The following is a 22,918-nucleotide window of genomic DNA, read 5'->3' on the forward strand; positions in this document are numbered from 1 at the left end:
TGCTCACGTCCGGGCCAGGCCGCCGGCGGTCAACCGCGGCAGGTGCTCGGCCAGCCGCTCGGCGAAGTGGTCCTCCGCGGCGAGCCCGACATGACCGTCCGGACGTACCAGAAAGAGCACCTCCTGGCCGGAAGCGACGTCATAGATCTCCTGCACCGCGTCCACGGTCGCGGGTGACTCGGTGCGGACGTCGAGGATCCGGAGGACAGCTGACGATCCGTGCCGGCCCGCGACGGCGTGGCCTCCCTCGGCCGCTTCGTCGCCGAACGCGAGAACGGTGACATCGGCGCCGCGCAGGAACTCGAACAACCGTGGCCGCGAACCGTCCGGAAGGCTCAGCGGCGCGTCCGGCGCCCGGTCACCGGCTTGCACACCGCCCGGATCCCGCCGGGTCTCGGCGCTGAGCCGGCGTCCGCGGTAGTTGTTCCGGAGCTGGAAGATGTCCGGCACCTCGCCGCGGTCGTCGGCCGTACCCAGGCCCCGCATCAGGCGCGCCGCGAGCGGACGCCGCTCCTCCTCATAACTGTCCAGGAGGTCCTCGGGCGCGCCCGCCAGCACCGCCGCGAGCTTCCAGCCGAGGTTGTACGAGTCCTGGACCGCGGTGTTCAACCCCTGGCCGCCGGCCGCGGGCACGGCATGCGCGGCGTCACCGACGAGAAAGACCCGCCCGACCCGGTACCGATCCGCCAGCCGCTCGTTGGCCCGATGCACGGTGATCCAGCAGACCTCGTCGAAGGTCACCGGGGCACCGCCGGACCGCTCGTCGAACAGACGCTGCACGGTGGCCAGCACGAGAGCGGGTGTCTCCTGCCCCGGCGGGAGCGGGGCGACGAACTGGAAGGTGTCGGTCTCCGGCAGCGGGCAGACCGACACCCGGGCCGCGGCGTCGTCGGGGCGCGACCAGTTGTGCCAGCAGGAACGGTCCAGCCCGGTGGCTCGCACGTCGGCGGTGAGGTATCGCTCGTCGTCCCGGGTCACCCCGTCGAACGCGACGCCGAGAATCCTGCGTACGGTGCTGGCCGCGCCGTCGGCGGCGACGACGTAGGACGAGCGGAGACGTTCCTGCTCCCCGTCCCGGCGGATCGTGGCGGTGACCTCGGTTCCCTCGTCGGTGAGCGCGACGAGCGCCGAGCCGTACTCGACCCGCACGCCGAGGTGTCGCAGGGCGTCCCGGAGGATCTCCTCGGTACGCCACTGCGGAATCATCCAGGTCTCCGGATAGGGAACGGCCGGACCGGCGACCGGCTGGCCGATCCCGAGCATGTCGTAGATCGACTTCTCTCGGGCCGGGCGCCCCGCCCGGTAGGTGCGCCAGCGGGGGAACGGCCCGCCGGAGCGGGACACCTCCTCGACGACGCCGAGCGCCTCGAAGACCTCCAGTGTGCGGGGCTGGATTCCTTTTGCCCGGGAGCCGGTCGACGGTGACGCCGACTGCTCGATCAGCCGGACATCGACGCGACGGCGTGCGAGGTCGAGTGCGGCGACCAGGCCGGCGGGCCCGGCACCGACCACCAGAACGGGGAGATTCACCCAAGGAGTATGTCGCCCGCGGGGATCCCGGCGCCGACGGTGCTGAGGACCGTGGCCGATCGGCGCCGGGACCCGGGGCGGTCAGTCCGGCGCGACCGTGTGGAGGGTGAGCGGGAAGGTTCCCGGACCCACCCCGGTGAGCGTGCGGGTGTACTGCCTCAGGTAGGTGTCGAGGAACGGCGACCGGTCGCCCTGGGTGGGCACGTCGAACCGGGGGTTCTGCAGCGCCAGGTCCAGTCGCGCCCGGGTCACCGCGATGGTGTTGCCGCTCGGGGTGTCGCGCCAGCTGCCGCTGCCGATCGTGCCGATCTGCACGCCGAGCTGGTGACCGGCCTCCAGGGTCCAGTCGGTGGACTTCAGGTCGAACCCGACCCGGCCGGCCTTCTCGATCAGCGCCACGTTCTCGTCGAACATCACCGCGGTCCCGTCCGGTGCGACGTCCCAGAGCTTGACCATGACGTTGCCGGGTGCGCTCGCGCGCAGGGTGAGCCGCGGGGTGGCGGTGATCCGCAGCCGGGACTTCACCGGCGTGGACCAGGTGAAGTAGCTCCCGGACGCCGGGGCCAGGCCGCGCGCGGCGGGCGGTGCGGGGTCCGCGCCGTGCTCCATGTCCCACTGCTGATCGCTCGGCGCGGCCAGGGCCGAGGCGGCGCCGTCGTCGACGTACTCGCCGTCGAGCAGGGTGGCCGTGGTGTCCGAGGACTCGATCGGCCAGGTCGGCTGGGCACGCCACACGCCGGTGCTGTCCTCGATCGCGTACGCCGGGTCGTGCACCGCCGGCCGGATGCCCTTGAGGTAGAAGTCGTAGAAGCGCATCACCTCGTCGAAGAAGCCGGCCCGGCCCTGCAGCAGCTGGCCGGAGCTGTTCGTCTCGTTGCCGCGCACGTGCTCCCACTGCCCGAGCCAGCCGCGCTCGACGCCCCGGTGGTTGTCGAGGTAGCTCTCCATGTCCTCGGGCTTGGTGTTGTTCTCGATGAAGCCCTGGGTGACGAAGAGCGGGGTGTTCGTGCCCTTGGCCCGGGTGGCGAGGTCGCGGGCCCGCCAGTAGGACGAGTCCAGGTCGGGGTTGTCGTTGTTGGTGAGGTTGTCGGCGAGGCACTCGGGGTGGGCCTGCTCGTAGGTCGCGTTCGCCTGGTAGCGGCCGGTGTCGTCGGGCAGCGTCGGCATGGTGGCGATGCTGTTGTAGGCGTTCGGGGTGCCGGTCACGTTCGGGCGGGGCACCTCGTTGCTGAACAGGTAGTTGTACATGTTCCAGACCGGTTCCTGGGCCACCACCGCCTTGAGCGGGCCGACACGCAGGTTGTTGCCGACCAGGCCGGTCACCGCGTCGTACGACTTGCCGTACATCCCCACCTTGCCGGTCGACCAGCGCTGAGTGGCCGTCCACCGGATCGCGGCTCGCACGTCGGCCTGCTCACCCGGGCCCACCCAGTCGAGGCAGCCGGTGCTGCCGCCGAAGCCGCGCAGGTCGACCATCACGTACGTGTAGCCGCGGGCGAACAGGTTCGTGCCGGTGGTGAAGTCGGCGAACCGGCTGGACGGCCCGGTCTGCGGCCACCCCTCCGGACCGGTCTGTCCCGCGTGGCTGAAGTACGGCCCGACAGCGAGGATCACCGGCGTCTTCGCGTGCGGTGGCAGCCCGGCCGGGCGCAGCACGTCGGCGTGCAGTTCGACGCCGCTGTGGTCGGCGGACGGGAAGTACTCCTCGGTCCACACCGCGCCCTCCGGCACGCGCGGGTTCTGCTCGTGGGTGACACCCGGCGGCGCCGGAGTGGCCGCCGTCGCCGGGTTGCTGACGCCGAGAGCCGCCACTGTCATCAACGCCCCGGCGGCGGCCGTCGTCCACCTGCGCACACTCATCTGACCTCCAATGCATAGACCACTATCACTGCCAGATCTGAGGCTAGCGGCTAGGTGTCCGTTGTGGAGGAATCAGGGGCGCAGCATGTGCTCGAACGTCCCGAACTCGGCGGCCCGCCGGTCGATGTCCGCCCGCAGTTTCCCGTGCGCGGCGGCGGTCTCCTGGATCTCCCGGGCGTGCGCGCGCTTCTCGGCCATCGAGATCACCGACGAGGTCAGGTCGGTCCAGCGGATCGTGCCGCCGTCGCCCAGCTCCCCCGCGCTGCCGCAGGTCGCGCACGTGACCGCGGTGCCGGTCAGCTCCACCACGTCGAGGTGGCACATCGGGCACAGCCCCGGCTCGCCGAGGTAGCGCACGTCGTCGAAGGCCAGGCCGAGCTGCGAGACCACGTTGCCGCCGAGCCGGGCGGCGCGCTCCAGGGCGGCGTCGTCGAGCAGGATCGACTGCGGGGTGCCGGCGCCGCCGAAGACGGCCTGGTCGACGACCGCCATGTGCATGGAGAACGCGGTGGTGTGCAGCAGCGGCAGCGCCAGGGTCTTCCACTGCGGGGTGAGCGAGCCGCCGACCGCGAGCAGGCCGGCCACCCGCGGTTTCAGCACCCGCTCGTCGACCCGGAACGGCACGGCCGGCTCGGTGCCGCCGCGGCGCACCGCGGTGAGGTGCTCGATGATGGCGGCGTCCGCGTTCGGCCCCAGCAAGAAGTCGATCACGGTTTTCAGGCGGGCCGCGATGGTGCGCGTCATGATCGGTGTGCTGACGATCAGGCCGTCGCACTCGACCAGGCGTTCCCAGAGCCACCAGAGGTCGTCGTCGCCGCTCAGGTCGGTCAGCCGGACCAGGTGCGCGTCGCCGGCCGCGCGCAGCGCCGCGGTCAGCAGGATCTCGGCGCTGCCGCCGGGCCGGCCGCAGCCGAGTCCCAGAACCTTCATGACGCTGCTCCTCGGGACAGGATCTCGATCAGGTTGCCCTCAGGATCGGCCACGAAAGCCATCCGTACGCCCGGTTCGGGGGACGGCCGCGGTGGCATCACCGGCCGGGCGCCCAGGCCGAGCACCCGGGTGACCGTGGCGTCCAGGTCGGCCACGTCGAACGCCACGTGCCCGAACGTCTGTGACAACGCGGCCTCGGCCGGGCCGGCCGGGCGCGGGCCGGGTGCGGAGCCGGGGCGGTGCAGCAGCTCCAGCCGGTCGCCGTGCGCCCGGTGGATCAGCATCACGATGTCCAGGTCGATCGCGTCGACCCGCAACGCCACCTCCCGGGTGTAGCCGAACGCGGCGCAGTACCAGTCGGCGGCGGCCTCGAGGTCGCGTACCGAGAGCCCGGTGTGGTCCAGGCGGGGCTCAGCCATGGACGTTCAGGCGTTCCCGGTCGGCGGTCAGGTAGGACGCGAAGACCCCGGCCGGGTCCCGGTGCGCGCGGATCTCCTCGAGCCGGCGGTAGTGCTCGTCGGAGAGGAACCGGTCCTGCCGGCCGGTGAAGTCGGTGTCGCCGAGGTAGACGCCGGTGCCGTGCCGGGCGAGGTCGGCGGTCCGCTCGTGCACCCACGTCCGGTACTTCTCGTCGTCCGCCGGGTCGGCGTAGATCGCGTAGGTGGCGAGGTACACGTTGCCCTGCACCGAGAACGCCATGTCGGGCAGCTCGTGATCGGGTGCCCAGCCGTACCAGATGGCGAACGAGTGCTCGGTGTCCAGCTCGCGCCAGAGCCGGCTGAGCAGCGGTTCCAGGACGTCGGCCGGGGCGTCGGTCCAGGTGCAGTCGACCGCGTACCGGTAACCCTCCGGGCTCTGCTCGGCCTGCGCCACGCACTCCCGCGCGATCGAGGTCGGCCCGGTGACCCGGCTGAGCTCCTTGCCCGCGAGGGGACCGTCGCCGAAGACCCGCAGCAGCGTGGCCGCCTCGTCGTCGGAGCCGGCCATCACCGTGGTGTGCAGCAGCAGGGTGGTCTCGCCGGGCAGCCGGGTCGCGGCCAGGACCGGTTCGATCCGCCGGTCCAGGCCCGGCAGCAGGTCGTGCAGCCAGCCGAGCAGCACGGCGGCGTCGTCCGGGTGGAACGTGCGGGTGTCGTGCCACATCACCGCCGGCGCTTCGTAGGTCTGCAGGTGGAACGCGGTGACGATGCCGGGGAAGCCCGGTCCGGCGCCGCGGGCCGCCCAGTAGAGGTCGCTGTGCTGCTCGCTGTCCGCGTGGACCTGCTCGCCGTCCGCGGTGACCACGTCGACGGCCACCACGCTCTCGCAGGCCCAGCCCATCCGGCGGCCGTTCCAGCCCTGCCCGCCCTGAAGCAGGTAACCGCCGAGCCCGACCTCGGGGCAGTGCCCGCCCGGGAACGCGCGGCCGCGCTCGGCGAGGAACGGTGCCAGGTCGAGGCCGCCGCGCACCGCCGGGCCGGCGATCACCACGCCGGTCGCCGGGTCGTAGTCGAGCCGGTTCAGCCGCTCCAGGTCGATCAGCAGCGCGTCGTCGCGCAGGCTCCACGCCGCCCAGGAGTGCCCGCCCGAGCGGACGCTCACGGTCAGGTTCTCGGCGCGGGCCCGGCGCACCCCGGCCGCCACCTGGTCCGCGTCGGCCGGCCGCAGGATCGCCGCCGGGTAGCGCTGCGGGTGCCGGTCGTTGAAGATCCGGCCGGTCCGGGCCGCTTCGTAGCCGTCGTCGCCGCGGCGGATCAGGGACATCACCAACCAGCCTTTCGTACGATCCGCGCGTACTCGGCGGCACTCGGTTTCGGCGTGCGCGCGAACGTGGCCCGGTCGACCTCGACCAGGCCCAGCCTGATGTCGTAGCCGAAGACCCACTCGAAGTTGTCGAGCAGGGTCCAGTGCAGGTAGCCGAGCACCGGCACCCCGTCGTCGATCGCGTCCCGCAACCCGGTGATCGACGGCTCGAGGAACGCCACGCGGGTGGTGTCGTCGTCGGTGGCCAGGCCGTGCTCGGTGACGAAGACCGGGACGCCGGTCTCGGCGTGCACGTAGCGGACCGCGTTGCCCAGCGACGGCGGGTGCACGTCGGAGAACAGCTCCCCCGCGGCGTGCTCCGGGGGCACCAGGCCGTCGCCGTCGTAGCGGGCGCGCTCGTAGTTCTGCACCCCGACGAAGTCGTCGTCGCGCACGAGACGCAGCCACCGGCCGTACACCTCTGATCTTTTACGGTCGCGGACCGCTGTCGTGCCCACCGCCTGGTCGTCCACCACCGCGAGGCTCAGGCCGACCGGCAGGTCCGGGCGACGGGCCTTGATCGCCGCTTTCCCGGCGGTGTGCGCGGCAGCCATGCCGTCCTCGAGCGCGTCGAACTCCTCGGGCAGCGCGACGTTGGCGAGCCGGTAGCGCGGCACGCCGGCCGCCGCGCTCGCCGCGTCCAGGGTGGCCCGTTCCAGGTCGCGCACGAAGTCCGGCATCGGGACCCAGGACAGCAGGCGCGGCAGGTCCGGCTCGTTGAGCGTGATCGCGTACGCGATGGTGTCGCCGATCCGGTCGGTCAGCACCCCGCAGTAGCGCGCGAAGAGCTCCGCGGAGCCGGGGTCCAGCCAGCCGCCGCGTGCCGCGAACCAGTGCGGCGCCGTCATGTGGTTGAACGTCACCACCGGCGCGAGGCCCAGCTCGGCACACCGGTCGGCGATCGCCGCGTAGTGGTCCAGCGCCGCCGCGGAGAACTCCCCCTCGACCGGTTCGACCCGCGCCCACTCCACCGAGAACCGGTACGCGGTCAGGCCCATCCCGGCGACCAGGTCGAGGTCGTCGCGCCAGCGGGCCCAGCTGTCGCAGGCCGGCCCGGACGGCGTCCGGAAGACGGTCGGCGAGACGCTCTCGGCGAACCAGGTGTCGCTCGTGTCGTTGCCGCCCTCGGTCTGGTGCCCGGACGTGGCGACGCCCCAGAGAAATGCCATCAGAACATCGACTCCCGTGCTCCGGTGATCCAGCCGACCAGCTGATCGTTGTCGGTCTCCGCCGCTGTCACGTCGGCGACCTTGCGGCCGCGGTTGAGCACCACGATCCGATCGCACACCGCGGCGGCCAGCGGCAGATCGTGGGTGACCAGCACGCACGCGACGCCCTGCTCGGCCATCCGCCGGATCAGCGCCCGCACCTGCCGGGTCTGCTCGTAGCCGAGCGCCGCGGTGGGCTCGTCGAGCAGCAGCACGCCGTTGCGCTCGCCGGTCACCCGGGTCGCGGCGCGGGCCAGCGCGACCACCTGCCGCTGCCCGCCGGAGAGCATCTCGACCGGCCGGGTCACCGGCGCGGTCCGCACGCCGAGCCGGTCCAGCTCGTCGGCGGCCCGCTTGCGCTGCGCCTTGTGGTCGACGAAGCCGAGCCAGCCGAGCGGGCCCTTGCGCAGGATCTCCCGGCCCAGGTTCAGGTTGGTCGCGATGTCCTGTGCCTCGACCAGCGCGAGGTCCTGGTAGACCATCTGCACGCCGGCCGCGGTGGAGTCGCTCGGCGAGGCGAACGTGGTGGGTTCGCCGTGCACCAGGATCGTGCCGCTGGTCGGCTGGTGCGCCCCGGACATCACCTTGAGCAGGGTCGACTTGCCGGCGCCGTTGTCGCCCAGCAGGCCGACCACCTCGCCGTGCCGCACCGTGACGTCGATGCCGTCGAGCGCGCGCACGTAGCCGTAGTGCATGTCGATGCCGCGCAGTTCGAACACGGATTCCGTCATCGGGTCACCTTCTTGTCGTCTTGCGCCGCGACGACCAGCCGGCGGGAGACCGTGGTGGACACCCATTTCTCCAGGCCCAGCGACGCGAGCAGCAATACCCCGGTCACCGCGGTCGCCCAGTACGGCTGGATGCCCTTGATGGTCAGCCCGTTCGCGATGGTGCCCAGGATCAGCGCGCCGACCAGCACCCGCGGCAGCGACCCGCGCCCGCCGGCGAGGGAGACACCGGCCAGCGCCACCGCGGTCAGCGCGTTGAAGATGATGCCCGGGTTGGCGGCCGGGTTCGCCTCGGTCACCAGCGCCGCCGTGACCAGGCCGCCGAGCGCCGCGCAGAACCCGCTGACCACGAAGCCGAGCACCTTGTACCGGTCGGCGTGGATGCCGGCCCGCCGGACCGCCTCCGCGTTGCCGCCGACCGCCATCAGCCGGATGCCGTCCCGGGTCCGGGTCAGGAACACCGTGCCGGCCACGAACAGCGCGGCGACCACCCAGACCGGCGCCGGGATCCCGGCGAACCGGTCGGTGCCGAGGAACATCAGCCCGGTCAGCCCCGGGATGGTGTACCCACCGGCCAGCGCGGCGGCCAGCCCGGACAGCACCGACAACGACCCGATGGTCACGATGATCGGGTTGAAGCCGCGCAGCGCGATCAGCCCGTTCAGCACACCGACCAGCACACCGACGGCCAGCCCGGCGACGACGCCGAGACCCACCGGCACCCCGTGCGTCATCAGCCAGCCACCGACGCAGCCGGCCATCGCGGCGGTGCCCGGGATGGACAGGTCGAGCGCGCCGCAGATGATGCCGACCGCGATACCGGCCGCGAAGATCGCGGTCAGCGCCGCGGCGTTCGCGATCAGCAGCGCGTTGTCCAGGCTGGCGAAGTACGGGCTGGCCCACAGGCCGAAACCGATCAGCAGCGCGGCCCAGAGGACGAAGATGCCGCGGTCGCGGACGAACAGCAGCCCTCGGACACCGGCCGGGTCGGCGGTCTCCGCGATCGTTGGTTCTGCGGTCACTGTCATCCCTGCGCCGTGATGACCTTCTGCGGCACGATCAGGATCTGACCGTTCGCCTTCGGGTCGGCCTGCATCGCCACCAGGGTGTCGAAGGACTGCGCCATGTCCGCCTGGAACTGCAGCGCGACCGAGGCGTAGATCTTCCCGGACTTGACGTTCGCGAGCACCTCGTCGTTGCCGCCGAAGTCGGTCACGCACTGCGCCGTCTTCCCGGCCGCCGCGAACGCGCCGATCGCACCGAGCGCGCCCTCGTCGTTGGAGGCCATCACCGCCGACAGGCCGGGTTTGCCCTGCAGCACGTTGCCGATCTCGGTCTGCGCGCCGGCCCGGTCCTTGGCGACCACGGTCTGCACGATGCTGGCGCCGGGCGCGGTGGCCTTGAGCGCGGCCGCGGCGGCCTCCTCGAACTCCTTCTTGCCGGCCTGGCCCTCGGAGCTCTGTGCCGCGAGCACCTGGGCGGTGCCGCCCATCTTCTCGTTGACGCACGTGCCGAGCTGCTCGCCGAGGGCCTTGCCGCCGGCCGTGTAGTCGACGTAGTCGAACGTGACGCCCGGTTGCGGGCCGGTGAAGCCGTACTCGTCGGGGCGGCCGTTGACCAGCAGCGGGATGCCCTTGCCCTGCGCGGTCTTGATGATCGGCAGCATCGACGGCGGCGCCACCGCGAGGATCCAGCCGGCGCCGGCCCGCCCGGAGCCGAGCACCTCGCTCAGCTGCTGGGTCTGCTTGCTCGGGTCGAAGTTGGGGTCCTGGACGATGACCTCCCAGCCCTTGCCACCGGCGTAGCCCTTCACGCCCTCGGAAAGTCCTTTGAGGGCCGGCGGGGCGAGCGACAGGGGCGAGAAGACCAGGGTCTTGGGAAGGGCCGCGGAGGTGCCGGTGGTGGATCCACCGGACTCCGAGGCGTGACTGCACGACGCCACCAGCAGCAGCGACGTGGCAAGGATGACGGCGCGCGAGGTGCGCGCAGGATGAGATTTCACGGCCGGACTCCTCCGTACGACGGAACGAGAGCTATCGGACCGGTCCGGCCTCCCCGCAGGCCGTGCCGCGTGGCACTTTCACCAGGTGAAAACGACTTTCTGTGTTGCTGATGGAAACGTAAACGACACTCACCGGGATGTCCAGGACCTCTCCAGGCCGTGCACCAGCGCGACCATGGCGTCGTGCGCGGGCGTGGGCACACCGACCCGGCGGCCCTCGTCCGCGATGCCGCCGTTGAGCACGTCGATCTCGGTCGGCCGCCGCGCCAGGACGTCCTGCAGCATCGACGGCCGGTGCCCGAACGCCTCCCGGATCGCCTCCTCGACCGCCTCGGCGGGGTCGCTGGTCAGCGCGATTCCCGCCGCCCGGCACACCGCCCGCGCCTCCACGATCAAAATCTCCACTTGGGTACGCAGGGCAGGCTCGGTGCACACCTGCCCCACGGTGAGCCCGGTCAGCGCGGCGAGCGGACTGGTCGCCGCGTTGAACACGACCTTCGTCCACTGCGGACCCCGCGCGTCGTCGACCGCGTATGACCGCAGGCCACCCTCGCTGAGCAGCCCGGCCAGCACCCCGATCTCGCCCGGGTACGCCGGTTGCGGCTCGAACGGCCCGAACCACGAGTCGCCGGGCGCGTCGTAGCGGACCGTGCCGGGCGCGGTGACCGCGCCGGCCGTGACGATGGTGCCGCGGATGACCCGGGGCACCACCTCGGCGATCAGCTCCTCGTTGCCGATGCCGTTCTGCACGCTGACCACCGCCGCGTCGGCCAGGGCGTGCCGGGCCGCGGTGACCGCCGCCCGGGTGTGCAGCGACTTGGTCGCCACGATCCCGAGCGCGCAGGGTGGCAGGCCGTCGGCGCTGGTCAGCGCGTGCACCGGCGCGGTGAAGGCGGCCTGGCCGGTCACCGTGAGGCCGCCGGCGGCGATCGCCTCGACGTGGTCGCGCCACGGGTCGACCGCCCAGACCTCGACACCCGGCACCCGGGCGAGGTGGGCGGCGTAGAGGCTGCCGATGGCGCCGCAGCCGAGCACGGCGATCCGGAACGGGCCGGGGCTCACGGCTTCACCACCTCGCGCAGCAGGGCCGCGCAGGTGGCCGGGTTCGCGCAGCCCACGCCGATGCCGCCGACGATCCGGCCGTCCTCGGGCAGCGGCAGGCCGCCCGGGACCGCGAGCACCGGGACCGGGTGCAGGCCGGTGAGTGCGGCGCCGTACCACTGGGCCGGCAGCTCGCTCGGGCAGCCGAACCGGGCGGCGGCGGCCGCGGTGCCGAGCGCGACCTCGACGCCACCGGCCGGCGCGTCGTCCATCCGGTCCTGCTGGATCGGGTCGCCACCCCGGTCGGTCACGGCGACGCTGATCAGCAGGCCGCGCCGCCCGGCCTCGGCCAGCACCCGGTCGGCGAGGTCCCGGGCCCAGGCCAGCTCGGGCTGCCGGGACGCCGGCGGGGCTTGCCGCATCCCGAGGCTGTCCCCGGGCGGCACCACCAGGTCACCGAACCGTTGCGTCCAGCGGGCCAGGTCGTCGCCGTGCTGGCCCGCGTAGGGGACGCCGAGGGCGTACGCGATGAGCAGATCTTCGGGGTTGGCCGGCTGGCCGTCGGCGCTGACCACCTCGGGGGCGACCCCCTCCGGCAGGAACGGGCTGACCGTGGCGCCGGACGCGGCGACCCCGGCGACCACCACGCCGTCCTCGTCGCGCACCGGGATCCCGCCGGCGCCGGGGAAGACCGCTTCCGGGCTGACCCGGACGAAGCCGTCCGCGATCGGCGCCGGCAGCGTGGTCATCCGGCGCAGGTGCTCCGAGCTGGGGATCTGCTGGGTCGCGGCGATCCAGGCCTTGGAACGGGCCCGGGCCATCCCGCCCGGTCCGCCGTGGTCGAGGCGGGACGCGGTGATCAGGGCGCCGCTCGCGCCGACCACCGCGACGCCGCCGCGCAGACCGAGCTGCTCGGCCTTGTCGACGGCGCGGCGCACCAGCGCACGGGCCGCGCGCAGCGATAGATCCTGGGGGTGAGGTGTCATGGTGGACTCTTCCCACTGCATTCTCGACTAGCGAAAGCCACTATCGACAAGCTAGTCCCAGGGTCCGGGGCGAGTCCAGGGCCGTCATCCGGGCCGGTCGGCGCCCTCGTGCCGCAGCACCCGGCCGGCCAGAACCGCGGCCAGCAGGAACAGGGCGGCCACGGTGAGCCAGGCCGGGCCGTAGCCGCAGCGGTCGGCGAGCAGGCCGAGCGGTACCGGCCCGGCCACGAACCCGGCGAAGAAGCCCAGCGACAGCAGCGCCGACGACGGGCCGAGCGGGCCGCAGCGCCGGTCCCGCACGATCAGCACCATGGCGACCGCGTTCGCGCCGACCGCGGTGGCGCCGACCCCGACCGTGCCGGCCCACAGCGCACCCGGGCCGAGCCTGGCGGCGCTCCAGATCAGCAGCGCGGAGGCCGCGGCGCCGCCGGACAGCCGGCGCAGCAGCGGGCTGAGCAGCGGGAGCGCCGCCGCGCGCCGCGACCAGAGCAGGCGCGAGGCGACCCCGGCGACACCGAGCGCCGCGATCAGCACGGCCGAGACCGCCGGGCCCTGGTGCAACCGCTCCTGGCTGTAGAGCACGGTGAAGGTGGCCACCCCGGACACCCCGGAGCCGAGCGCGGCCAGGAAGACCATCAGCAGGCCCAGGTAGCGGTTGGGCCGGGCCGGGCGCCAGCTGAACGCGCGCCGGGCCGGCGGCCGGGCCGGCACCGCGGTGCCCGTCACGACCAGCGCGGCCACCGCCAGCGGCGCACCGGCCAGCAGCACCGCCCGCCAGCCGGCCAGCTCGGTCAGCAGCGGCGCGGCCAGACCGACCACCAGCGCCGAGAGCTGCACACCGGCCTGTTTGCGGCCGACCGCGCCGGCCCGGTCGGCCGGTCCGAGGCTCTCGGTGATCGCCAGGTTGGTGGCCGGGTTGGACATCGCCTGGCCGACCCCGCTGAGCACCATGGCGGCGACCAGCCCGGCGTACCCGGTGGCGAGTCCCATCAGCAGGAACGCGCTCGCGGCGACCGCGAAGAGGGCGAACAGCGCGGCCCGGGCACCGATCCGGTCGACCAGGCCGCCGGACCACAGCGACAGCACCGCGGCGGTGGCGAACACCGCGGCGGGCAACGCGCCCAGCGCGGAACGGGAGACGCCGAACGTCGCGGTGATCTGCGCGCCGACCGCGCCGACCGAGTAGAGCACCGAGGTCGGCAACGCCATCGCCAGCACCAGCGCGGGGCCGAGCGAGCGGGCCCGCGCAGCGATCATCGAAGTCACCCTGTTCCTCGAACGAACTGGACTTCGACCGTAAACAGCCGCGGATCGGGTCGTACACCCCAGATCAGCCGGCGCGCTCCCAGCGCCGCGTTTCAGGGGTACGCCGGGCACCGGCACCGTGCAGCGCCCGGGTGATCACGGCGCGGACCGCGGCCCGGGCGGCCCCGTCCAGGTCGGCGGCGGTGCCGACCCCCCACACCCGGCGCTGCCCGATCACGCACTCGGCGTAGACCACCACGTCCTCGCGGCGCGAGTCGGCGGCGCTCACCCCGATCCGGTGCACCTCGTGCACCTGCATGCCCCAGGAGGCCAGATGTGCCTCCAGGTCACCGAGCGCGTCGGCCCGGCCCGCGCCGACCGCGAACCCGTCACCCTGCACGTGCAGCACGGTCGGCACCGGTTTGCGGAACGCCACCGGGACGGTGACGAACCGGGGTGAGGCGTACTCCTCCAGGAACATCGCGGCGACCTCGTCCGGCGCGATCTCCCGGCCGAGCGCGTCGGCGGCCGCCTGCACCGTGCCGGCGAACTCGATCCGCAGGTCACGGGGCAACTCCAGGCCCTGCCGGCTGCTCAGCACGTAGGCCACCCCGCCCTTGCCGGACTGGCTGTTGATGCGGACCACCGACTCGTACGTGCGGCCCACGTCGTGCGGGTCCAGCGGCAGGTAGGGGATCTCCCAGCGCAGCCGCTCCGGGTCGGCGCCCGCGTCGAGCGCGCGCGCCCGTACGTCGAAGCCTTTTTTGATCGCGTCCTGGTGCGAGCCGGAGAACGCGGTGTAGACCATGTCCCCGCCGTAGGGGTGCCGCGGGTGCACCGGCATCTCGTTGCACCACTCCACGGTCCGCCGGATCCGGTTCAGGTCGCTGAGGTCCAGCCCCGGGTCGATCCCGTGGGTGAGCAGGTTCAGCGCGAGCGTCACCAGGCACACGTTGCCGGCCCGTTCGCCGTTGCCGAACAGGCAGCCCTCGACGCGCTGCGCGCCGGCCAGCACGGCCAGCTCGGCGGAGGCGACCCCGGTGCCGCGGTCGTTGTGCGGGTGCACCGACAGGCACACGTGCTCGCGGCGCGACAGGTTCCGGTCCAGCCACTCGATCTGGTCGGCGAACACGTTGGGCGTGTTGCGCTCGACGGTGGTCGGGAAGTTCAGCGTGATCGGCCGGCCCGGTCCGGGCTGCCAGACGTCCATCACCGCCTCGCAGACCTCCAGCGCGAACTCCGGCTCGGTGTCGGCGAACATCTCCGGCGAGTACTGGAACCCCAGGTCAGAGCCGGCCAGCGTGCGGTCGGCGTACTTCATGAACAGCCGGGTGCCCTGCACCGCGAGGTCCTTGCACTCCGAACGGGACAGTCCGAAGACCGTGCGGCGGAACTCCGGCGAGGTCGCGTTGTAGAGGTGCACGGTGGCCGACCGGGCGCCGGCCAGGCTCTCCACGGTCTGCCGGATCAGCTCGTCGCGGGCCTGCACCAGCACCGAGATGCGCACGTCGTCCGGGATCAGGTCCCGCTCGATCAGCAGCCGCAGGAAGTCGTGGTCGTCCTGGCTGGCCACCGGGAAACCGACCTCGATCTCGGTGAAGCCCATCTCCACCAGCAGCCGGAACATGGCCAGCTTGCGGTCCGGGGTCATCGGGTTCACCAGCGACTGGTTGCCGTCCCGCAGGTCGGTGCTGAGCCACCGTGGCGCGGCGTCGATGGTCCGGCCCGGCCAGGCGCGCCCGGGCAGGTCCACGGTCGCGGGGCGTACGTATCGGTGGTTGCTTGTCACTGGCCGGTCCTTTCGCCAGGCGGTCGGGTCAGGCCCGCTCGCCGAAGTACAAGGAGTACGAGAACGGGGTCATCAGCACCTGGATCTGGCAGGCGTGCAGCTCGCTGAGGACCCGGAACACCACGGTGATCTCGGGGTACGCGGCGCTGACACCGAGCCCGGCGAAGTAGCGGTCGCTGTCGAAGACGATCCGGTACGGCCCGCGGGTCAGCCGCCCGGTCCCGAAGCCGGCGATGCCGCCCGCCTCGTCGGTCTCCGCGCTGGCCACGGCCTGCCACCGGCCGTCGACCCCGTGCTCGAGGCGGGCCCGCACACCGGCCGCCGGTTTCCCGTAGACGCCGTCCAGGGCCTGAGCCGAGACGCTCATGCCGATCACCCACCTGTTCACCACGCCCGGGTGCGGATCCGACCGCGGCGCCCGTGCCGGGGCCGGCCGATCCGGCTCCGGTCCCGATGGTGGGCACGCCCGTTATCGAACCGGCTTCGCCGCGTTATCCCCCGGCCCGCGGCCCTTATCGCCGGCCCCGATAACCCCGGCGATGCCGGAAGCGTGGTGCGGCGATAACCGGGCGATGAGGGGTGTCCCTAGCGTCGGTGGCAGCACGGCGGAAGGTGACACAGCCCGCCGGACCCCACTCACGAAAGAGCAGGTAAACCCATGCGTAAGAACCTCGCCACCGCGTCGGTCAAGGTCGCTTTCGCCATCGTCCTGACGGCCGCTCCGGTCGCCGCGGTGTTCGCCGCGACGGCCACCGGCACGGCGCCGGCGAGCCACTCGGTCAGCGTCCAGTCCGAGGGTGGCACCCCCAGCCCGACCGCCACCACCGACGACACCAAGTGGGGCTGAACGGCGACTGAGCGCCACCGTGGCGCCCGATGACCCCCGGACCGGCCGGCCGGGATCGTCGCGGGACGTCAGCTCGCGGGCGACGTCAGCTCGCGGGCGTACCGAACACCGCACCAGCGATCGGATCCAGCGCCGCCGCGTCCCGGCCCACCGGGTTGTCCGCGGCCGTGTAGGCGTCACTGAGCAACCCCAGCACCTGCGCCTCCAACTGCGGCGCGGAGATCGCCCGGAACAGTCCCAGCGAGCGATGCAGGTGGACCACCGCCTGCGGCGGATTGCCGACCGCCATCGCCAGCTCGCCGAGGACCATCGAGACCCGGGCCTCGATCAGTCGTTCGGTCGCCGCGCAGGCCAGCTCCATCGCCTCGCGCAGCGCCTCACCGGACTCCGCATACGCGCCGGCCCGCAGATACGCGGTGCCCAGCCCCTGCAGCGTGTACGCCTGCCCCACCGGATCGCCCAGCTCCCGCACCACGGCGACGGCCTGCCGCAGCACCGCGATGGCGGCCTGCACCTCGCCGGCCTGCAGGTGCGTCTCACCGAGCCGGTGCAGCACCTGCGCCTCCACCCGCCGGCTGTTCGCGCGCCGGGCGTAGTCGAGCGCCTCCGGGAGCAGGGTGCGGGCCGCGTCCAGGTCACCGAGCTCCAGTTTGATCTGCGCGATGCTCTGCAGCACGTAGGCCACGGCGACCAGGTCGTCACCGGTCCGGAACGTCTCCAGCGCCTTCTGGTAGTTCTCGGTGGCCTCGGTGTACCGCCCGCTGAGCCGGTCGATGTACGCCACGTACCGGCTGACCATCGCCCTCCCGTGCAGGTCACCGACCCGCTGGAACAGGTCGTCGGCGCCGGCCAGCAGGCGTACCGCCTCCGGGAAGCGCTGCTCGCCGATGTGCAGCGAGCCGAGCGAGTACAGGATCGCGGCCTGCCCGCGCTCGTCACCGGCCTGCCGGGCGGCGTCCAGCGCGACCTGGTGGGTCTCCCGCCAGTCGCTCAGGTAGATCCGCGACTCGAAGAGGGTGACCGCGGTCATCGCCAGGCTCCAGCTGTGCGCGGCCAGCCCGGCCTGCGCGGCCTGCCGGACCGCGGCGACGATGGTGAGCCGTTCCCGCTCGAACCAGGGCAGCGGCGGATCGACCAGCTGACGGACCTGCCGCGCGGGCAGCTCGTGCAGCGGCGCCTCGGTCTGCACCCGCAGGTAGTCGCCGTACAGGCCACGGCGCGCCTCCTCGGCCAGGAACAGCAGCGCGCCCATGGCCCGTTGCAGCGCCTTGTCGCGCTCCTCCACCGAGTCCTCGGCGACCAGGCGCTCGCGGGCGAAGACCCGGATCAGGTCGTGGAAGCGGTACTGCGCGTGCACGCCACGGCCGTCGCTGCTGGTCTCGATCAGCTGCGCGTCGGCCAGGTCGTCGAGCAGGTCCTGCGCGTCGCCGAAACCGGTGTCCAGCAGGGCGGCCGCCGCCCAGCCGGAGAAGTGCGGGAAGTCCAGCACGGTGAGCAGCCGGAACAGCCGCCGCGCGTCGTCCTCGAGGTGGTCGTAGGTCAGCGAGATGCTGGCCCGGATCCCCATCCCGCTGTGTTTCAGCTCGTCCAGCCGGCGGGCCTCGTTCGCCAGCCGTTCGACCAGGTGCTCGACGCTCCAGTGCGGACGCGCGGCCAGCCGGGCGCCGGCGATCCGCAGCGCCAGCGGCAGGTGCCCGCACAGCTCGGCCAGCTCGGCGGTGGAGTCCGGCTCGGCCTCGATACGTTCCGCGCCGGCGATCCGGGAGAGCAGCTCGGTGGACTGCTCGGGGTTGAACACGTCGACGTCGATGTGCACCGCGCCGGGCAGCCCGGCCAGCCGGCTGCGGCTGGTGATCAGCATCGCGGACTGCGAGGTTCCCGGCACCAGCGGCCGGACCTGGCCCTCCCCGCCGGCGTTGTCGAGCACCACCAGCATCCGGCGGTCGGCGAGCAGCGCCCGGTACAGCTCGGCGCGTTCCTCGAGCAGCTCCGGCATCTGGGTGCCGGTCACGCCGAGGGCGCGCAGGAAGCGTTCCAGCACCCGCATCGGGCCGACCTGCTCGGTGTGCCGGCCGTGCAGGTCGGCGAAGAGCTGCCCGTCCGGGTACCGCGCGGCCAGCCGGTGCGCGGCGTGCACGGCGAGCGTGGTCTTGCCGATACCGGGTTTGCCGGCCATCACCACGACCGGCACCGCGAACTGCGCGGCGTCCTCGGCCAGGCCGAACTGGCCGTGGATGGCCGCGATCTGCTGGCTGCGCCCGGTGAAGTCGGCGATGTCGGTGGGCAGCAGGCAGGGCACCGGCGAGAGGCCGGGCCCGGCCGCCGGCACGGCCGACACCGGTGGCGCGCTCGGTGGCGCCGCCGGCGACGCCGGGGATGTCACGCCGGCCGGGTCCCGGATCGGATCGACGATCACCGGCGGCACCGGCGGCGGCACCGGGTCCATCGGCCGCGGGCTGAGCACCACGGCCGGCTCCGGCAGGGCCAGCGTGGCGTCGCCGGTCAGGATGGCGTGCTCCAACCGGCGCAGCTCCTCACCCGGTTCGAGGCCGAGCTCGTCGATGAACAGCCGGCGCGCGGCGCGGTAGGTGTCCAGGGCCTCGGCCTGCCGGCCGGAACGGTAGAGCGCGAGCATCAGGTGCTCGCGCAGCCGGGCCCGCAGCGGGTGCTCGCCGACCAGGGCGCCCAGTTCGTCGAGCAGCTCACGGTGCCGGCCGAGCCGCAGCTCCAGCTCGATGCACTCCTCGGTGGCGGTGAGCCGGCGCTCGGCCAGCCGGTCGGCGGCGCCCTGCACCACCCGGCTCTCGATGCCGTCCAGCGCCGGGCCGCGCCACAGGGCCAGGGCCCGGCGGTACTGGGCCGCGGACTCCGCCGGACGCCGGAACTCGCGCAGCTGGCGGGCCTGGGTCAGGGCTTCCTCGTAGCGGTGCAGGTCGAGGCTGCCGTCCGGCACCTGCAGGGCGTACCCCTGGGTCCGGGTGATGATGGCGTCCGGGTGGCCGTGCCCGGCGAAGAGCCGGCGCAGCGCGGAGATGCAGATCTGCACCTGGACCCGGGAGGTGGACGGCAGGTCGTCGCCGTACAGGGCCTCCATCAACCGGGTCACCCGGATCACCCGGTTGGACTCGAGCGCCAGCGTGGCGAGAACGATCCGCTGACGCTGACCGCCGAGCTCGACGAGCTGCTCGCCGATGAGCACCTCGAGAATTCCCAGAATGAGAATCTGCACGTGCGCCTCCTTGAGCGGGGCCGCCCGCTCACCGCTGATCACAGCCGGGCACGTCAGAAAACCCCCGTATAGCCCCCGTATAGAAGGAAGGCTATGCAAGTACGGCCGGTAGCGCTACCCGCTGTGACTGCCGGAGGTCCGACCTTCGAACACAAGAATTGCCCGGTCAACCCCTTGCCCTACCGACTGGTAACTCCGTTAAGAGTGCGTTGCGCGCCGGTGACCCGGCAGCACGATCGCGGTCAGGATCAGCCCCTGCTCGACCAGCCAGCGCCCGGTGAACCCGGTGAGCCGGTGGCCGGCCACCCGGGGTCCGACCACCAGCAGCCGCGCGTCGAAATCCCCGGTCAGCGCGCCGGCCGACCCCGGCCGCAGCGTGATCACCGCGTCGTCGAAGTCCAGCCACCGCTGGGCGAGCGGGTACCACGACTTGTAGACCGCCTCCTTGGCGCAGAACAGCATCCGGTCCCAGCGGATCTCCGGCCGGGCCTGGAGCAACTCGGCGATGTGGACACGTTCGTCCGGCAGCGCCACCGACTCCAGCACCCCGGGGGTCAGCGGCTCGTCCGGCTCCGCGTCGATACCCACCGTGGTGATCGTCGCGGCGTCGGCGACCACCACACCCCGGTAACCGGCACAGTGGGTGATCGAGCCGACCACCCCGGCCGGCCACAGCGGCTCGGCGAGCCGACCGGAAAGGATCGGCACCGCCGGCCGGCCGAGCCGCGCCAGGCCGGCCCGGGCACAGTGCCGGGCGGTGGTGAACTCCCGGCGCCGCTTCTCGACCGCGGTGGCCACGATGCCCTCCTCCGCGGGCAGCAGCGTCGCGTCCGGCAGGTCGTCGAACGTGTCGACCGCCATCACGCCGGCGGGCAGGATTTTCTCGATCATGTCGTCCCTCAGCCGGCCGGGGTGAGCGTTGCGTCCAGGTTCGCCGGCAGGTCACTGCGGCGGGTGACGTTCAATTTCCGGTACGTACGGGTCAGGTGCTGCTCGACCGTGCTCGTGGTGATGTAGAGCTTGTCGGCGATCTCCCGGTTCGTGTAGCCGACCGCGGCCAGCGCGGCCACCCGCCGTTCGGCGTCGCTGAGCGTCCCGGCGGCGGGGCCGGTCACCACGGCCGGGGCCGGCTCGCCGGACTCCCCCGCCTCGTCCGGCGCCAGGGCCCGGTGCAGTGGGGCGGCCTCACACCCCTCGGCCAGCGCCCGGGCCCGATGCGTGATCATGCCGGCCCGCCGGGACTCGCCGAGCGCCTGGTACGCCTGGGCCAGGTCGGCCAGGGCGTGTGCCAGCTCGTACCGGTCGCCGCTGGTCTGCAGCAGATCGGCGGCCTGGCGCAGCAGCATCGGGCGGTGCCGGGCCTGCTCGGTGGCGGCCAGCAGCCGCAGCCCGATCCCGCGGGCCCGGGGCATCGGCCCGGTGCACCGCGCCAGCTGCTCCTCGACCAGCTTGCGCGCCTGCAGCGGCCGGCCCATCCGCAGGTTCGCCTCGGCGGCGTCGGACCGCCAGGCGACCAGCCCGGGAGCGTCCAGCCCCCACGCGATCATCAGGTCGCCGCAGCGCTGGAAGTCGCGCAGGGCCAGCGCGGGGTGCTCGGTGGCCAGGCTGTACCGGCCGCGGGCCTGCAGGTAGTGCAGGCCGTACCGGGTCTGGAACATCGCCTCTGGCACCGGCTGGTCGAGCTGCTCGCGGACGTCGTCGAACTCGCCCATCGCGATCGACGCGATGATCAGCAGCGACAGCGGGTGCCCGATCGCCACCCCCCAGCTGGCCGGCGGCATGATCTCCAGCGCGGTACGGGCGTACCGCGCCGCCCCGGCCAGGTTGCCGGTGCGCACCGCCACCTCGGCGCGGACCACGGCGAGCCGGGCCTGCCGGCTGGGTGCCCGCCGGGTGTACGCCTCCTCCACGAACAGGTCGCACCAGCCGGCCGCCTTGTCGGCGTGCCCGGCGTAGGTCAGCGCCAGCAGCGCGCTCTCCACGGTGTCCAGGGACATCTCGTCGAGCCGGGAGCCGCGCAGGATCCGCTCCAGCGAGTCACCCAGGTCCGGGCCGGGACTGGAACTGATCACCGAGGAGAGCGCCCGGGCCGCGGCCAGCCGGCGACTGGCCGACACCGTGCCGGCCGTGGCGGTGGTCTTCGGCAGCCGGGCCACGAACGGGGCGTACGTGCAGCGCAGCCACGGCCGGGTGGCGGCCAGCTCGGCGGCGGTGTCCGGGTCGAGGTCGGCGCCGTGCGCGGCGAGGTGGTCGAGCACGTGCTCGGCGTCGCGGAACTGCCCGTGCCAGAGCAGCGCCTTGGCCAGCACGATCGCGTCGCTGCCGCGCAGCACGCCCTTGTCCAGGGCGCCGGTCAGCTCGGGCAGGTACCCCGCCGACGTGCTCGGGTTGATCCGCCACTCGGCACGGACCAGGGTCGTCATGATCCGCACGCGGCGCCGGTCGTCGGTGCAGGCCTTCCAGGCGAGCTTGAGGTAACGCACCGCGGCCTCGACGCGCCCCTCGCGCAGCGCCTGGCGGGCGGCGTCCTCGAGCACCGTGACGCCCCAGCTCTCCTGGACGTCACTCGCGCCGACCAGGTGTTCGGCGACCACCCGGGTGGAGGCGCCACGGTCGTAGGTGAGCACCGCGGCGCGGCGGTGCAACTCGGCGCGCTGCTCCTGGCGTACGTCGCCGAGCACCGCGGCGCGGGCCGCCGGGTGCCGGAACGCGCCCATGCCGAGCAGGCCGGCCGTGGTCAGCGCCCGGACCGCCTGCGCCACCTGCTGGGTGTCCAGCCCGATCAGGGCGTCCAGGCTCTCCGGGTCGTCGAGCACCGCGACGCCGCGCGCCACCTCGAGCAGCCGGGCCTCGCCACGGTGCAGGCAGGCCATCACGGCCGTGGTGTAACCGTCGCCGGCGACCGGGCCGTCCGGCGCCGCGCCGGTCTCGGCGAGCGCCTGCCGGTGATCGGTGGCCAGGCCCTCGACCAGCAGCGCGTTGCCGCCGCTGAGCCGGTGCCACTGCTCGGCGAACCGGCCGGCGGTCTCCGGGCCGGCCAGTTGCCCGGCGAGCTCGCGGACGCCGTCGCCGGTGAGCGGCTCCAGGTGGATCCGGTTGCCGGAGGCCGGGCGCAGCAGCTCGTTCTGCCACGCCGGGTCGCCGGCCGCCTGGAACGTGCTGCGGGTGACGACCAGCAGCACCCGGGCCGGGCGGGCCCGGCGGGCCAGGTAGGACAGGCAGACCAGCGAGGCCCGGTCGGCGTGCTGGACGTCGTCGACCAGCAGCGCGAGCGGGAACCGCCCGGCCAGCTCCAGCAGGATGGCGCACAGGCCGTGGATGACCTGCGGGTCGAGCTGGCCGCCGGTCGCCAGCACCGCCTTGGTGCCCTCCAGCAGCAGGCTCATCGCCCGGTCCCGGTCCTCCGTGGGCAGCGGCGCGTCGTGGAACAGCTGGCCGAGCAGGGCGAGCGGCAGGTCCCGTTCGTCCGCCGAGCCGGTCGCCGTGACCGCCAGCGCGCCGCGCTCGATCGACCGGTCGGCGAGGACGTTCAGCAGCTCGCTCTTGCCGGTCGCGACGGTGCCGGTGACCAGGGCCACCCGCCCCCGGCCGGCGACCGCGTCGGCCAGGAGTTCGTCGAGGCAGGCCACGGCCTCATCGCGCTCGATAAGTCCCATGATGGACCTCCGTGTCGGATCCCCGTCCCCCGGCGGGAGGTGCCGCTTCCACCGGGGAGGCGACCGGACATCCCGGCTGCCTGCC

At 73.1% G+C, this 22,918-nt stretch carries 18 protein-coding genes; 1 reads left to right on the plus strand and 17 read right to left on the minus strand.

The window, feature by feature from the left end; translation table 11 throughout:
* Positions 1 to 3: 3 nt before the first annotated feature.
* From ADL15_RS09420 to ADL15_RS09485, 14 genes are all read right to left on the minus strand, one after another.
* Entirely contained in the window at positions 4 to 1,530 is a 1,527-nt protein-coding gene (locus tag ADL15_RS09420) for an FAD-dependent monooxygenase (protein ID WP_067687254.1), read from the minus strand.
* Positions 1,531 to 1,611: 81 nt separating this feature from the next.
* Complete coding sequence (locus ADL15_RS09425) at positions 1,612 to 3,390, minus strand: CocE/NonD family hydrolase (RefSeq protein WP_067687257.1); 1,779 nt, start codon at positions 3,388 to 3,390, stop codon at positions 1,612 to 1,614.
* 72 nt (positions 3,391 to 3,462) lie between these two features.
* Positions 3,463 to 4,320, minus strand: coding sequence for a flavodoxin family protein (locus ADL15_RS09430; RefSeq protein ID WP_067687260.1), 858 nt, complete (start codon positions 4,318 to 4,320; stop codon positions 3,463 to 3,465).
* Positions 4,317 to 4,739: a VOC family protein gene (locus ADL15_RS09435; RefSeq protein WP_067687262.1), complete on the minus strand. Its 423-nt coding sequence runs from the start codon at positions 4,737 to 4,739 to the stop codon at positions 4,317 to 4,319. Before ADL15_RS09435 ends, ADL15_RS09430 begins: the two co-directional genes overlap by 4 nt.
* Positions 4,732 to 6,063 (minus strand): FAD-binding oxidoreductase, encoded by a 1,332-nt coding sequence (locus ADL15_RS09440; RefSeq protein ID WP_067687265.1) that lies wholly within the window; start codon positions 6,061 to 6,063, stop codon positions 4,732 to 4,734. Before ADL15_RS09440 ends, ADL15_RS09435 begins: the two co-directional genes overlap by 8 nt.
* A complete protein-coding gene (locus tag ADL15_RS09445) occupies positions 6,063 to 7,271 on the minus strand; it encodes a family 1 glycosylhydrolase (protein ID WP_067687268.1) in 1,209 nt (402 codons plus the stop codon). Before ADL15_RS09445 ends, ADL15_RS09440 begins: the two co-directional genes overlap by 1 nt.
* The gene (locus ADL15_RS09450; RefSeq protein WP_067687271.1) at positions 7,271 to 8,041 is read right to left on the minus strand and encodes an ATP-binding cassette domain-containing protein; all 771 of its coding nucleotides are present in this window, start codon (positions 8,039 to 8,041) and stop codon (positions 7,271 to 7,273) included. Before ADL15_RS09450 ends, ADL15_RS09445 begins: the two co-directional genes overlap by 1 nt.
* Complete coding sequence (locus ADL15_RS09455; protein ID WP_067687274.1) at positions 8,038 to 9,060, minus strand: ABC transporter permease; 1,023 nt, start codon at positions 9,058 to 9,060, stop codon at positions 8,038 to 8,040. Before ADL15_RS09455 ends, ADL15_RS09450 begins: the two co-directional genes overlap by 4 nt.
* Before the next feature lie 2 nt (positions 9,061 to 9,062).
* A complete protein-coding gene (locus ADL15_RS09460) occupies positions 9,063 to 10,040 on the minus strand; it encodes a sugar ABC transporter substrate-binding protein (protein ID WP_067687277.1) in 978 nt (325 codons plus the stop codon).
* 129 nt (positions 10,041 to 10,169) lie between these two features.
* Entirely contained in the window at positions 10,170 to 11,102 is a 933-nt protein-coding gene (locus ADL15_RS09465; RefSeq protein ID WP_067687281.1) for a ketopantoate reductase family protein, read from the minus strand.
* Positions 11,099 to 12,067, minus strand: a complete 969-nt coding sequence (locus ADL15_RS09470; RefSeq protein ID WP_198170670.1) for a GlcG/HbpS family heme-binding protein — start codon at positions 12,065 to 12,067, stop codon at positions 11,099 to 11,101. The genes ADL15_RS09465 and ADL15_RS09470 overlap by 4 nt, the downstream gene beginning before the upstream one ends.
* An 84-nt stretch (positions 12,068 to 12,151) precedes the next feature.
* A complete protein-coding gene (locus ADL15_RS09475; RefSeq protein WP_083971051.1) occupies positions 12,152 to 13,324 on the minus strand; it encodes an MFS transporter in 1,173 nt (390 codons plus the stop codon).
* Positions 13,325 to 13,397: 73 nt separating this feature from the next.
* The gene (locus tag ADL15_RS09480) at positions 13,398 to 15,101 is read right to left on the minus strand and encodes a 2-isopropylmalate synthase (protein ID WP_067687288.1); all 1,704 of its coding nucleotides are present in this window, start codon (positions 15,099 to 15,101) and stop codon (positions 13,398 to 13,400) included.
* 28 nt (positions 15,102 to 15,129) lie between these two features.
* Positions 15,130 to 15,468: a hydroxyisourate hydrolase gene (locus tag ADL15_RS09485; protein WP_067687420.1), complete on the minus strand. Its 339-nt coding sequence runs from the start codon at positions 15,466 to 15,468 to the stop codon at positions 15,130 to 15,132.
* Positions 15,469 to 15,759: 291 nt separating this feature from the next.
* Here ADL15_RS09485 and ADL15_RS09490 point away from each other — a divergent pair, with 291 nt between their 5' ends.
* Positions 15,760 to 15,948, plus strand: coding sequence for a hypothetical protein (locus ADL15_RS09490; protein ID WP_067687291.1), 189 nt, complete (start codon positions 15,760 to 15,762; stop codon positions 15,946 to 15,948).
* 85 nt (positions 15,949 to 16,033) lie between these two features.
* Here the strand turns inward: ADL15_RS09490 and ADL15_RS09495 are convergent, their stop codons facing one another.
* From ADL15_RS09495 to ADL15_RS09505, 3 genes are all read right to left on the minus strand, one after another.
* Positions 16,034 to 19,177 (minus strand): AfsR/SARP family transcriptional regulator, encoded by a 3,144-nt coding sequence (locus tag ADL15_RS09495; RefSeq protein WP_083971065.1) that lies wholly within the window; start codon positions 19,175 to 19,177, stop codon positions 16,034 to 16,036.
* A gap of 198 nt (positions 19,178 to 19,375) precedes the next feature.
* Positions 19,376 to 20,068, minus strand: coding sequence for a 4'-phosphopantetheinyl transferase family protein (locus ADL15_RS09500; protein WP_067687296.1), 693 nt, complete (start codon positions 20,066 to 20,068; stop codon positions 19,376 to 19,378).
* An 8-nt stretch (positions 20,069 to 20,076) separates the two neighbouring features.
* Positions 20,077 to 22,833 carry a helix-turn-helix transcriptional regulator gene (locus ADL15_RS09505; protein ID WP_067687299.1) on the minus strand — a complete coding sequence of 919 codons (2,757 nt, stop codon included), beginning with the start codon at positions 22,831 to 22,833 and terminating at the stop codon, positions 20,077 to 20,079.
* Positions 22,834 to 22,918: the final 85 nt, after the last annotated feature.

The sequence above is a fragment of the Actinoplanes awajinensis subsp. mycoplanecinus genome, from assembly GCF_001509495.1.
Lineage (GTDB): Bacteria > Actinomycetota > Actinomycetes > Mycobacteriales > Micromonosporaceae > Actinoplanes > Actinoplanes palleronii.